We start from the raw sequence: 12,644 nt of genomic DNA, 5'->3' as shown, positions 1-12,644 counted from the left end.
GCGGTCGCCCCGTGTCATCGGCTCGCACTCCCCACGAGACGAGCCTCTCGCGGCGTCCACGGGGGACACGCGACCTCGGTCTCAGAAGGTGAAGAGGCTGCTCCCGGCAGCGTTCTTCACGCACTCGTTGGCGAAGGCGCGCTCGTAGGAGACGCGCTTGCCCTGCCATACGCCGTCGACCGTGACGACCACCGGGCGGTACTGCCTGGTGCACAGCGCGTCGCCCGGACCGACCAGGGAGTCGAAGTCGCCGCCGGCGGCGCGCAGTTCGGCGCAGGCCAGGGCGGCTGCCGGGTGGGTGCCGGAGGGCGTGGGCGCGCAGGTGAGGGTGACGGCCCGGGCGGCGTCGACGGTGGCGGCGCTCTCTCCCTGGCCCACGGTGAGGACCAGGGCGGACGGGGCGTAGAGCGAGGCCGGTACTGCGGCCGGGGCGGCGAGCGCGGACCCGGTGAGGGGTCCGCAGACGGCGGCGGCCGTGAGGCCCAGAGTCGCTGCCCAGCGCGCGGTGTTCCGCATTGTGTGCATCCTTCCGCTCGATTCGAGGGTGTGCCGCTCCGAGCCCGATCGGGTGCCGGACGCGGCGAGCGCGAGTCTGCCGAGTCCGCCGCGGAAACTCACATCGACCCCACAGGTTTCAGTAACCTTGCGTATTGAATCAGTGGCGTGAAGTCACATCATTCGAACGGTTCATCGCCGAAAGCAAGCGCTTCATGATCCCTTTGGCCGACTCGATGACCGGTTTTCGTAGGTTCGTTAATAGGCCTGAAACATTCCGCTCAGCGCCCCCGTCGGCCCAGCCGGTCAGGCCGTCCCGTCCTCCAGGCGGACCGGCTGGGCCGACGGGGGCGCGTCCGTGCCGGTGACCGCCAGGGAGCCGGGCGTGGCGGAGGCCGCGTCGATCTGCCACCGCTGGCCGGCGGTGTGGTCGCGAACCTTCACCACGATGTCGTCGCCCGCCTTCTCGCCCGCGGTGGTCAGGGCCAGCGCGTCGTCCCAGCGGGGCAGCAGCTCGCCCTGGACGGTGAGGTCGTAGCGCACGTCGTCGCCGCGCGCGTCGCCTGCGTCGGCGCACTCCCCCAGGATGACGACCCCCGCGTCCGCGTGGGAGTCCACGCACAGACCGGGGGCGGCCACGCTGCGCAGCTGACCGTCGTCGTCGTACGACCACTGCTGGGCGGCGTCCGAGGAGCAGTCCGCCAGCTCGACGGCGGCCCCCGCCTTCGCCTCGCCCCGGATGCCCAGGCAGAGGTCGGCGGCGGTGTTGCGCAGCCTGGTCTGCCGCGGTGCGGTGGGCAGTTGGGCGGTGCCCGGGGCGGTGGGCGAGACCGTGGCGGCCTGGGAGTCGGTGCCGGGGACGGCGCCGCTGGTGGAGGCGGCCGGGTCGGCACCCCCGTCGTCCGGCCACAGGCCGACGGCGAGCAGCGTGGTCAGCAGGCCGGCCGAGGCGAGGCCGACGCCGGTGAGCAGCGCCCGCGGCGAGCGCGGCCCGTCGCCGGACGCGCGTCGGCGGGGCGAGGGGATGCGCGCGAGCAGGGCGCCGCGCCCGCCGCGCGGACGGCCGCCGCGGTGGCGCGCGGAGCCCCGCAGCCGTACGGTCTGCGGCTTGGCGCGGCCGGGTCGCGACTCGTGGTAGCGGCGGGCGCCCCATCCGAGGACCGCCTCGGCGAGCAGCACCCCGAGGCCGCCCTCGAAGTGGCCGAGCTGCTCGGCGGCGGCACGGCAGTACCGGCACTCGTCCAGATGCCGGCGCACATCCGGCAGCAGGTCGCCGCCGCGGCGGATGGGGACGTCGAGGAGCCGGTTGTGGAAGCGGCAGTCCTTGCTCGGGGCGAGTTCCCGGTGGGCGCGGACCAGGCCCTCGCGGAGCTTGTCCCGGGCCTGGTCGAGGGCGGCGGCCACGGTCTCGGTGTCCATGCCGAGCAGTCCGGCGGCGACGGTGACCGACTCGGCCTCGACCTCCACGTGCCACAGGACGCAGCGGGCGACCGGGGGAAGGCCCTGGAACGCGCGCTCCGCCAGCACCCGGTTCTCCGGGATCATGGACTTCGCGGCCCGCATCCCCCGGGCCCCGGCCGGCTTCTGCAACACCGGCAGGACCCCGGATATCCCCTCGTCGGCGGACCACAGCCGGGCCATGTCCCGCACGGTCACCAGCAGCCGGGGGCGCAGCGCGGTGCCCGGCTCGCCCAGCTTGAGCCGGTCGAAGACCTGGTGGAAGGCGGCCGCGGTGAGCATGGCCGCCACGCTGCCGGAGGAGGCGAGACAGATCACCGCGTACTCGTGCACCGGCCGCCAGTGCCGGGCGATCAGCAGCGCGGTGGACTCGGCGACCTCGCTGTCCGCTCCGCCCCGGATCCCGGCGGCGAGGGACTCGTCGGATTCACCGGGGCCCGAGCCGGGCGGCGGGAACGGAGGACGAGGAGGGCGAGGGGTGAGCACTGAGCGGTTCCTTCGGTACGTACCTGTTCGGCTCGGCGGGGAGCGCGAATTCGCCACCGCCTACGAACGCAGGGACCCGTCCGTGACCCCCCGCACGGGTAGTTCACCATTGCACAACTAAGTCGCGCACAACAAGGCGCGCGGTAAAGCAGCCCTCTTGTTGAAGGAATGTCGACAGGCGAGCCCGACTCGCCGAGCTGTATGGCCTGTTGCGCCCCGGATTGCGCCCCGTGTGAACCGCGCGCACGCACCGGAGCGCCGCGCACGCTCCCGGCGCGGGGCACGGCGTAGTGGACTGAAACCGGCCACTTCCTCGGAGGCCCCGCGCAGGACGGCGGCTCTCCTGCGCGAAACGGCCGCCGGCCGCGCTCCTCCCGCCCACGGCCGGCGGCCCAAAACGCTCAGCGCGAAGCGCTCACCTCCGCGGCGCGCTCACCTCCGCGGCGCGCTCACCTCCGCGGCGCGCTCACCTCCGCGGTGCGCTCACCTCCGCGGCGCGCTCATATCTGCCACGACCGCAGCCGGTCCGCCGCGCCGTACACGTCGGCCTTCCCGTCGATCAGGTCCCGGGCGAGGTCGACGAGCGCGCCGTAGGGCGGGTCGATGCCGACGCCGCTGACGAACATGTAGGCCACCGCCGTGGCGCAGGCGAACCGGGCGTTGGCCGCCGGCAGGGGCTTGAGCAGGGCGAGGGTGTGCAGCAGGGCGGCGGCCCGCCAGGCCGGGTCGGAGTCCACGCCGAGCCGGGGCGGATCCACCCGGTGCCGGGCGACGGCGGCGACCAGGGCGGAGAAGTCGTTGACGGTGGGCTGGTCCGGCAGGACCTCTTCATGGCGCTGAAGCAGCCAGGGCACGTCGATGTGGATGACGGGTGTCATCGGTCAGGCGACCCGCCCCTCGCCCCGGGCGGCCGGTTCGTCGTCGGGGAAGGCGGCCGCGAACTCGTCGGCGTGGGACGCGAAGAACCTGCGGAAGGCCTCCGCGCCCTCCTGCAGCGCCCGGTGCCGTGCGATGTCGGCCGCGGCCGCCTCCCGCACGAGTGCCTTCATCGACGTACCGCGTTCCTTGGCGATCTGCCGCAGGTCCTCCAGCTCGCGATCGCTGAACTCCACATTGAGGGCTGGCATGCCCTTCACGGTACCGCGCGGGTACTTACTCGTAAATATCCCCAGGTCATACCGATGATCAGGCGGTACCGGAGGCGACCGCTAACAGCTGCTAGCCCTGGTCCGCCACGAAGGACGCCATCCGGGCCAGCGCCGCGTTCCAGTTGATCGCGTTCTCGTTGGTCGACCAGGACTGGATGTCGTCGATGTAGCAGAACTGTCCGACGCAGCCCTGGAGCTTGGACTGCGCGTACGGGTCCTGGATGCTCGAGTTCGGGCCGCCCGCGAGGGTCCCGTCCGGCGGGTCGGGGAGGCTCGGGTCCAGCTGGTGGGCGTACCAACGGCTGTGCTGGCGGTGAGCGTTCACCTCGCCGTAGCCGGTGACGTAGGAGAGGTTCAGCGCGTTGCGGCCGAGGACGTAGTCCATGCTCTCCACGGCCGCGTCCCGGTACTTCGCCGCGCCGGTGACGTCGTACGCGGTCGCGATGACCACGGCGTTGTTGAGGACCTGATGGGTGGAGCCCCAGTCGTAGCGGTTGCCGTCGGGGGCGTAGGGCATGCCGTACGGCTGTGCGGCGAGCGCCGACAGATAGGCGTCCGCGCCCCGCACGACCGACCTGCGGACCTGGTCGCGGCCGGGCAGCCTGCTGGGGACGGTCGCGAGGTCGAGGCGGCCGGCGGCGGCGGTGCGGGACCAGTCGAAGCCGTTGGGGACGAAGACGTCCGCGGTGTGCACCGGGGAGTCGAGCACGTGGTCGGCGAACTGCCGCTCCCCCGTGGTCAGATACAGCTCGGCGGCCGCCCAGTAGAACTCGTCGGTCGCGTCGTCGTCGTTGTACGTCCCGCCGCCGTTGCCGTCGTTCGGGTCCGCGTACAGGTCCGGGTGGGCGAGGGCCGCCGTCCAGGCCTTGCGGGCGGCCGTCAGCGCCTTCGCGGCGAACGCCTTGTCGTAAGGCCGGTACAGCCGGGCCGCCTGTGCGGCCGTCGCGGCCAGGTTGAGGGTGGCGGTCGTGCTCGGCGGGTGCAGTTCGCGTTTCTGCGGGTCGTCGCCGGGCAGCAGCGGCAGGCCGGTCCACTGCTCGTCGTGGACCTTGTGGTGGGCCATGCCGGCCAGCGGCTGTCCGTCCGGCACCTGCATCTTCAGCAGGAAGTCCAGCTCCCAGCGGGCCTCGTCGAGGACGTCCGGCACCTTGTTGCCGCTCTCGGGGAGGGCGAGCGTGCCGTCGCCGAGCGCGGCGGGGCGGCCGGTGCGGGCGTACAGGGAGCGTTCGTAGGTGCTCAGCAGCTCCCAGGTGGCGATGCCGCCGTTGACGACGTACTTGCCGTGGTCGCCGGCGTCGTACCAGCCGCCGGTCACGTCGAGGGTGTAGTCGCACACCCCCGGCTGACAGGGGACGTTCGCGTCGCCCTGGTTGGGCGCGGCGTTCAGATGGCCCGCCGACCGGCCGTAGCCCGGCCGCAGGTCGTCGCGGATCGCGATCCCGCTGCGCTGCGTGTAGTAGTACTTCACGGCGTCCAGGCGCAGTCGCTGATAGGCGGCCGTGCCGATGTCGAAGGGGCGGCTGGTCTCGCCGTCGGCGACCAGCGTGAAGCCCGTGCCGTGCTTGCGGTAGGCCCCGAAGTCGATCGAGTGGACGTTCTGGCCGGAGGAGGCGTCGACGCCTCGCGGCACGCTCCAGCCGTGGGCGACCGTCCGGCCGGCGGCGCTCTTCAGCTGCCAGGGCAGCTTCTCCACGGCGTCGGTGACGAGGGTGGCGTTCTTCGGCCCGGCGGGCAGATAGGCGACCTGGTTGACGCGCACCCGCGGCCCGGTGTCGGGCTCGTAGACCTCCGGCGGCACCCCGCCCAGCAGCGACACGTCGTCCAGGCAGAACCGCCACGGGTCCGCGCTGCCACCCACCTGGAAGGCGACCTGCCCCTGCGTGGAGTCGACCGGCGAGGTGAAGGTGTAGGAGTACGCGTCGCCCGACGCGCTCAGCACCGGACTCGCCTCGTACCAGGTGTCGTACGGTGCGGCCCCGAGCCCCACGATCGCCCGCACCGGATGCCCCTCGGGCACCGAGGAGGCGCTGAAGGAGAACCGGTACGACGAGCCCTTCACCAGCGTGATCGCGTCCTGGCCGACGGCGGAGTCCCAGCGGTTGACGGTGCCGCCGGGGACGTCGGCGCAGAGCCGCCCGTCGGACAGACCGGCCGTGACGTTGCTGGTCCACCAGGGGTCGGCGGTCGTGTCGAAGCCGCCGTTGCGGACCTGCTCGACCTCCTCGGCGCCGGCCCGCTGCACGGGCAGCGCGGTGAGCGCCGCGCCCAGCAGGGCGGCGAGGGACAGCAGGACTGTGCTGCGTCGTGTCACGTCCGGGCTCCTCGAGCAGAGTCATGGAGTCATGGGAGCGCTCCCAGATAGGTCGCAAGGACATGCTTGTCACAGTCATGACACCCCGTCAACGGTCCGGACCGAACGGCTTCCGGCCCGTTGTCAGTGGCGGGACCTAATGTGGACGGCCGGAGCACCCACCGCGCGCACGACGACGCGCACGACGACGATCAGGAGTCGCCTTGACCACCCTCCCCGACCGCCCGCACACCGCCCTGCTCGTCGTCGACGTCCAGAACGGCGTGGTGGAGGGCGCGCCCCGCCGTGACGAGGTGATCGCGAACATCAACGCCCTGATCACCGCGGCTCGCGCGCAGGACGTGCCGGTGGTCTGGATCCAGCACTCCGACGACGACCTCGAACACGGCAGCGAGCAGTGGCAGTACGTCCCGGAGCTGGTCCGCCTCGACTCCGAACCCCTCGTCCACAAGAACTACGTCGACTCCTTCGAGGACACCGACCTGGAGGCCGTCCTCGCCGGGCGCGGGGTCGGCCGGGTCGTCGTCACGGGGGCGCAGACCGACGCGTGCATCCGCGCGACCCTGCACGGCGCCTTCGTGCGGGGGTACGACGTGACGCTGGTCCGCGACGCGCACACGACGGAGGACCTCACCGAGTACGGCGCTCCGGCTCCGGAGCAGGTGATAGCCCACACCAACCTGTACTGGTCGTGGCAGAGCGCGCCCGGCCGCAGCGCGGGCACGGTCGACACGGCGAAGGTGACGTTCGAGACGGCCGACGCGGGCTGAGAGGCGTTGCACCGCCGGAAGGCGACGCTCAGGCCGGGCCGGTCGGTCCGGGCCGTTCGTCCGGGCCGTTCGTCCGGGCCGTTCGTCCGGTCCGGTCGGGTCCGGTCGGGTCCGGTCGGGTCCGGGCCTGAGCGCCGCAGGGTCCGCCTCCGGTCAGGCGGTCACGCCTCCAGCTTGCTGATGCGGACCGCCCCCTGGACCGTGCCGGGTGCGCTGCTGGTCAGCGTCAGCCGCAGCCGGGAGCCGCGCACCGGGTCGAAGGTGAGAGCCGTCGGCGCGTCCGAGACGGTCGCCCAGTCGACGGCCGCCCCGGTGACCGGCACATACGCGTCCCCGTCCCAGACCTCGACCCCGACCGCCGAGGGCAGGCTGTGCGTGGCGTCGACGGTGAAGGAGACCGCCACCCGGTCGAAGTCCCGGGTCCGGCCCCAGTCCACCGAGATCCAGTCCTCGGCCCGCGCCCCGTTGAAGGCGGGCAACAGGGCGGTGGCGGACTTGGCGAAGGCGTTGGACCAGCCGGTGGCCGGGTCGCCGTCCAGCACGGCGGCGGGCAGGGTGTCCGCCCGGCCGGAGTAACTGGCGTCCGCGGAGGGATGGTCGAGCGGCGCCGGGTGCTCGGGGGCGAAGACGGGCGCGGGCGTGGCAGCCGTCGAGCGGGCGTGGGCGGTGCGCACGGTGGCGGTGCCCCTGCGCAGACCGTCCACGCTCGCGGTCACCTTCAGCGCGCCCGCCTTCGTCCCGGAGCGCACGATGGCGAGGGCCTTGCCGCAGAAGGCGGTTCGGGTGCTGGCCTGGTACCGCTCGGCGCTCTCCTCGCGCCCGTTGTCGAGTCCGGCGAGCGAACCGCCGGTCACCTCGAAGGAGATGAGATGTTCGGCGTCCGGCACGACGACCCCGCGCGCGTCGACCACGTCGGCGGTGACGAAGACCAGCGAACGGCCGTCCGCGGGCAGGGACGTGCGGTCCGCGGTGAGGCGTACGGCGTGCGGGTCGCCTGCCGTGCGCAGGACGTCGGTGGCGACCTTGCGGCCGTTCCTGCGGGCCACCGCCTTCAGCTCGCCCGGCTCGTAGGCGACCTGCCACGTCAGATGCAGCTTGCCCGCGCTGCCGTTGGGGCTGGTGTAGCTGCCCGGGTAGGGGCCGGAGGCGAACGTCTTGTCGTCGCCGGTGGCCTCGGTGGTCTCCAGGTAGGTGCGGCCGTCGACGGTCTTCTTCGTGTCGAACGTCCGCACCCCCAGGGACCTTCCGTTGAGGTACAGCTCGACGGTGTCGACGTTGGCGTACGCCCACACCTCGACCGTGTCGCCCGCCGTGTGGTTCCAGGTCATCGGCACCAGATGGACCATGGGCTCGTCGACCCACTGGCTGCGGAACAGGTGGTACATGTCCTTGGGGAAGCCGGCCGTGTCGACCGCGCCGAAGAAGGACGCCTTGACCGGGAAGACGTTGTACGGCGTGGGCTCGCCGATGTAGTCGATGCCTGACCACAGGAACTGCCCGGCGAACCACTTCCGGTCCCGGTCCTTCTTGTGCCCGTACTCGCCGCTCATCGTCCAGGAGGCGAGGTTGTTGTCGTAGGACGAGGTCGCTCGCCTGCCAGGAGTGTGGTTCTCGCCGGTGTTGAGGTGCCCGGGCTCCTGGTACGTCCCGCGCGTGGAGGTCTCCGAGGACGACTCGGACTCGAAGAGGAACAGGTGCGGGTAGGCGGCGTGCAGCGCGTCCACCGACTTCGCGGTGTTGTAGTTGAGGCCGAGCCCGTCCAGCTTGGCCAGCATCAGATCGGCGGCCGAGCCCTTGGCGGGCGGGGTGCGGTACTTGTCGGAGCCGATGACGAGCGGGCGGGTGTCGTCGGCCGCCCTGATCGCGCCGATGATCCGGTCGGCCATGGCCAGACCGGCGGTGGAGGTGGAGTCGGTGATCTCGTTGCCGATGGACCACAGCACCACGGCGGGCGAGTTGCGGGCGGCCAGCACCATCTCGGCGGCGTCCTTCTCGCACCACTCGTCGAAGAACCGGCCGTAGTCGTAGCGCGTCTTGCCGGTCTTCCAGCAGTCGAAGGCCTCGACCATCATCACGATGCCCAGGTCCTCGCAGACCCGGACGATCTCCGGCGAGGGCGGGTTGTGGGAGGTCCGGAAGGCGTTGACGCCCATCGACTTCATGATCGTCATCTGGCGGCGGACCGCGTCGACGCTGATCGCCGCGCCGAGCGCGCCCAGGTCGTGGTGGAGGTCGACGCCCTTGATCTTGGCGTGGGTCCCGTTGAGGAAGAAGCCCTCGTCCGGGTCGAAGCGGAAGGTGCGGATGCCGAAGGGGGTGCGGTAGGAGTCGACGCGCTCGCCGTCCACCCGGAGCTCTGTCTCCAGGGTGTAGCGGCGGGGGTCCTCGAAGTCCCACAACACCGGTTCGGGGACGGTGAGTTCATGGGTCTCGGTGGCCCGGTCGGCGACGGCGACCGTGGTGGACGCACGGGCGAGGGTGCGGCCGTTGGGGGCGACGACGCGGGAGACGACCTCGACGTCCGCGCCCGTGCCGGAGGCGTTCTCCACGGTGGTCGCGATCCGGACGACGGCCCGTTCGTCGGTGACCTCCGGGGTGGTGACGTAGGTGCCCCAGCGGGCGACGTGCACCGGCTCGGTGACGACCAGGCGGGCCTCGCGGTAGATGCCGCTGCCGGAGTACCAGCGGCTGCTGGGCAGACGGTTCTGCACCTTGACCGCGAGCACGTTCTCCGTCGTGCCGTCGGTGTGCAGCAGGTCGGTGAGGTCGAGGGCGAAGCCGGTGTAACCGTAGGGGTGGCGGCCGACCTCGACGCCGTTGCAGTAGACGGAGGAGTCCATGTAGACGCCGTCGAACTCGACCGAGATCCGCCGGCCCGCGTGGGAGGCCGGCAGGGTGAAGGCGAGGCGGTACCAGCCGAGGCCGCCGGGGAAGAAGCCGGTGCCGCTGGTGGTGCCGTTCTGCGTGGTGGGGGTCTGTTCGATGCTCCAGTCGTGCGGGACCGCGACCTCGCGCCAGCCCGAGTCGTCGTAGCCGGGGGCGGCGGCGTCCGCGTACTGCCCGGTCGGGTCGGTGATCCCGCCCGGGTTGGCCAGCGCGAAGCGCCAGCCGTCGCGCAGCGCGACCGTGTGCCGGCCGGAGGCGCTCGACCCGGTCTCGGCGGCCTGGGCCGCCGGGGTGCCGAGGAGCGCTCCGGCGGCCGGCGCGGCCGCGGAGGCGAGAAGGACCGATCTGCGAGTGACCGTCATGGTCGGCTCTCCCTCATCAGGAACCTCAATAGGAACCATAGGAACCAGAAGTACTCACAACTGATCGTTAACAAACAGAATCTGACGACGGTCGACTCCTGCCCGTCAAGGGGCCGGACGCGTCATCCCGTCCCACGGGTGCGCCACGGCCACACCTGGGCCCTTTCGGGTGACAACGGCTGGATTTACCCCTTGACCTGGGCCGTATCCCGGCGCTCTGCCGCCCCGTGGGGGTTCCCGTCCGTGCGCGGGCGGGACGGACTACCCTGGAACGGATGTGAAAGCGCCTGTTCACTGTGAGTGTCCGCGATGGAGTGGCGACGATGAGCCCGGAGTATCCGTTCGACGAGGCCGCGACGGCCCGGGCTGTCGTCGACGACGTCGGCACGCTCGTCGGCTGGAACGAGGGCGCGCGGGCCCTGCTGGGCTGGACGGCGGCCGAGGTCGTGGGCCGGCCCGCCGGGAACCTGCTGGCGGACGGAGCGCCCGTCCTCACCGGGGCCCGCTGGGACGGAACGGTCGCTTTGCGCCACCGGGACGGCCGGGCCGTGCCGATGTGGGTGCTCGCCCACCATCACCCCTCACGCGACGGCACGCCGGGGCAGTGGCTCGTCGTGACCCCCCTCTCCGGCGGCGGCCCCGACTCCCCCGACGACCCGCTGGCCACGGCCGCGCTGGTCCAGTCGCCGTGCGCCGTCGCCGTCTACGACGACCGGCTGCGGCTGCGCCGGATCAACGACGCGATGGCCGAGGTCATCGGACTGCCCGAGGAGCGCGTCCGGGGGCTGCGGGTCTCCGAGATCGGCGGAAAACCGCAGAGCGCGGAGCTGGAACGGCATCTGCTGCGGGTGCTCACCAGCGGCCGGGCCGAGGACGTCCAGACGTACATGCGCACCGGCGGCGAGGAGCGCGCGCACGCCTGGCTGGCCCGGATGGCGCCGATCACGGACGGCGCGGGCCGGGTGCGGGGCGTGTGCCTGGCCGCCCACGACTTCACCGAGAACTACCTCGCCCGGGAGCGGCTTCAGCTGGTCAACGAGGCGAGCGTGCGCATCGGCAGCACCCTCGACGTCACCCGGACGGCACAGGAGCTGGCGGCCGTGTGCGTGCCCGCGCTCGCCGACTTCGTCAGCGTCGACCTGCTCGACCCGCAGGACGGCGGGGAGCCGCCGGCCCGGTTCACCCCGCCGGTGAGCCTGCGCCGCGCCGCGCACCACTCGATCAACCCGGGCAGTCCGGAGGCCGTCGCCAAGCCGGGCGAGGCGCAGCACTACCCGGCCGGATCTCCGCAGGCCGACTCGCTGGTCGCGGGGCGCACCATCGTCGGCTCCGTGCCGAGCGGCGCCCTGGACGCCTGGCTGAGCTGGGACACCGCGCGCGCGGAACGGGTGCGCGAGCTCGGCGTCCACTCCACGATGTCCGTGCCGATCCAGGCCCGGGGCGTGACGCTGGGGGTCGCCGTCCTCACCCGGTTCCGGCGGCCGGACCCGTTCACCCCGGACGACGTGCTGCTGGCCGAGGAGGTCACGGCCCGCGCCGCCGTCTGCATCGACAACGCCCGCCTGTACTCCCGCGAGCGTGACACGGCCCTCGCCCTGCAGCGCAGCCTGCTGCCGCGCTCCCTGCCCCGCACGGCCGCCGTCGACGCCGCGTCCCGCTATCTGCCGGCCGCCCGCGCCGGGGTGGGCGGGGACTGGTTCGACGTGATCCCGCTGTCCGGGTTGCGGGTCGCCATGGTCGTCGGGGACGTCGTGGGCCACGGCGTCCAGGCCTCGGCCACCATGGGCCGGCTGCGCACCGCCGTCCGCACCCTCGCCGACATCGACCTGGCCCCCGACGAGCTGCTCACCCACCTCGACGACCTCGTGGTGCGGCTGTCCGAGGAGGCCGGCGGCGAGGGCAGCCCCGGCGAGGTCGGCGCGAGCTGTCTGTACGCGGTGTACGACCCGGTGTCCCGGCGCTGCACCCTCGCCGGAGCCGACCATCCCCCGCCGGTGCTGCTCCGGCCGGGCGGTGTGCCGCACCCGGTGGAGCTGCCCGCCGGGCCCGCGCTCGGCGTGGGCGGGCTGCCCTTCGAGTCGACCGAGCTGGAGCTGGCCGAGGGCAGCGTCCTCGCCTTCTACACGGACGGTCTGATCGAGTCCCAGCGGGACGCGGACGCCGGTCACCGGCTGCTGAGCGAGTCCCTGAAGGCGTACTCGGACTCCCTGGACGAGACCTGCGACCGCATCCTGCACGCCCTGCTCCCGCCGGGCGGCGCCTCCGACGACGTGGCGCTGCTGCTCGCGCGCACCCGGGGGCTGCCCGCCTCGCAGGTCTCGACCTGGCACATTCCGGCCGATCCCTCGCTCGTCGCGCCGATCCGCAAGCAGGTCGTCGAGCAGCTGGCGGCCTGGGAGCTGAGCGAGGCGTCGTTCACGACCGAGCTGGTGGTGAGCGAGCTGGTCACCAACGCGATCCGGTACGGCGCCCACCCCATCCGGCTGCGGCTGATCCACGACGCGACGACCCTGATCTGTGAGGTGTCCGACACCAGCCACACCGCCCCGCACCTGCGCCGGGCGAAGACCTGGGACGAGGGCGGCCGCGGTCTGCTCCTGGTCGCCCAGCTCACCCAGCGCTGGGGCAGCCGGCACACCCCCGAGGGCAAGACGATCTGGGCGGAGCTGTCGCTGTCCGAGGAGGAGTGAGGCGAGGGACGGGCAGGGGGACGAGGCAGTGAGGCGGT

8 protein-coding genes are annotated in these 12,644 nt (G+C 72.6%); 2 read left to right on the top strand and 6 right to left on the bottom strand.

Annotated elements, in window-relative coordinates; all coding sequences use genetic code 11:
* Nucleotides 1-81 precede the first annotated feature (81 nt).
* The 5 genes from OG562_RS40060 to OG562_RS40040 all read right to left on the bottom strand — a co-directional run bounded on the left by OG562_RS40060 (nucleotide 82) and on the right by OG562_RS40040 (nucleotide 5,898).
* Nucleotides 82-516: a protease inhibitor gene (locus tag OG562_RS40060; RefSeq protein ID WP_266406835.1), complete on the bottom strand. Its 435-nt coding sequence runs from the start codon at nucleotides 514-516 to the stop codon at nucleotides 82-84.
* 285 nt (nucleotides 517-801) lie between these two features.
* Nucleotides 802-2,439 carry a ricin-type beta-trefoil lectin domain protein gene (locus OG562_RS40055; protein WP_266406834.1) on the bottom strand — a complete coding sequence of 546 codons (1,638 nt, stop codon included), beginning with the start codon at nucleotides 2,437-2,439 and terminating at the stop codon, nucleotides 802-804.
* Between the two features lie 500 nt (nucleotides 2,440-2,939).
* On the bottom strand, nucleotides 2,940-3,317 hold the full coding sequence (locus OG562_RS40050) for a toxin Doc (protein WP_266406833.1): 378 nt from the start codon (nucleotides 3,315-3,317) through the stop codon (nucleotides 2,940-2,942).
* Nucleotides 3,318-3,320: 3 nt separating this feature from the next.
* Nucleotides 3,321-3,566, bottom strand: coding sequence for a hypothetical protein (locus tag OG562_RS40045; protein ID WP_266406831.1), 246 nt, complete (start codon nucleotides 3,564-3,566; stop codon nucleotides 3,321-3,323).
* A gap of 91 nt (nucleotides 3,567-3,657) precedes the next feature.
* Nucleotides 3,658-5,898, bottom strand: coding sequence for a glycoside hydrolase family 9 protein (locus tag OG562_RS40040; protein ID WP_266406828.1), 2,241 nt, complete (start codon nucleotides 5,896-5,898; stop codon nucleotides 3,658-3,660).
* A 203-nt stretch (nucleotides 5,899-6,101) separates the two neighbouring features.
* Between OG562_RS40040 and OG562_RS40035 the strand changes: the two genes are divergently transcribed.
* On the top strand, nucleotides 6,102-6,668 hold the full coding sequence (locus tag OG562_RS40035; RefSeq protein WP_266406827.1) for a cysteine hydrolase family protein: 567 nt from the start codon (nucleotides 6,102-6,104) through the stop codon (nucleotides 6,666-6,668).
* A gap of 161 nt (nucleotides 6,669-6,829) precedes the next feature.
* Here the strand turns inward: OG562_RS40035 and OG562_RS40030 are convergent, their stop codons facing one another.
* Entirely contained in the window at nucleotides 6,830-9,916 is a 3,087-nt protein-coding gene (locus OG562_RS40030; RefSeq protein WP_266406825.1) for a glycoside hydrolase family 2 TIM barrel-domain containing protein, read from the bottom strand.
* Nucleotides 9,917-10,239: 323 nt separating this feature from the next.
* Between OG562_RS40030 and OG562_RS40025 the strand changes: the two genes are divergently transcribed.
* Nucleotides 10,240-12,606, top strand: a complete 2,367-nt coding sequence (locus tag OG562_RS40025; RefSeq protein WP_266406824.1) for a SpoIIE family protein phosphatase — start codon at nucleotides 10,240-10,242, stop codon at nucleotides 12,604-12,606.
* Nucleotides 12,607-12,644 lie beyond the last annotated feature (38 nt).

The sequence above is a fragment of the Streptomyces sp. NBC_01275 genome, assembly GCF_026340655.1.
GTDB lineage: Bacteria > Actinomycetota > Actinomycetes > Streptomycetales > Streptomycetaceae > Streptomyces.
The sequence above is the reverse complement of the archived record's forward strand: the minus strand, read 5'-3'. Positions and strand labels throughout refer to the sequence as shown.

Coding starts and splice junctions, on each gene's coding strand:
- OG562_RS40025 (WP_266406824.1), top strand. CDS start 10,240: ATGAGCCCGGAGTATCCGTTCGACGAGGCCGCGACGGCCCGGGCTGTC.
- OG562_RS40045 (WP_266406831.1), bottom strand. CDS start 3,566: ATGCCAGCCCTCAATGTGGAGTTCAGCGATCGCGAGCTGGAGGACCTG.
- OG562_RS40050 (WP_266406833.1), bottom strand. CDS start 3,317: ATGACACCCGTCATCCACATCGACGTGCCCTGGCTGCTTCAGCGCCAT.
- OG562_RS40030 (WP_266406825.1), bottom strand. CDS start 9,916: ATGACGGTCACTCGCAGATCGGTCCTTCTCGCCTCCGCGGCCGCGCCG.
- OG562_RS40060 (WP_266406835.1), bottom strand. CDS start 516: ATGCGGAACACCGCGCGCTGGGCAGCGACTCTGGGCCTCACGGCCGCC.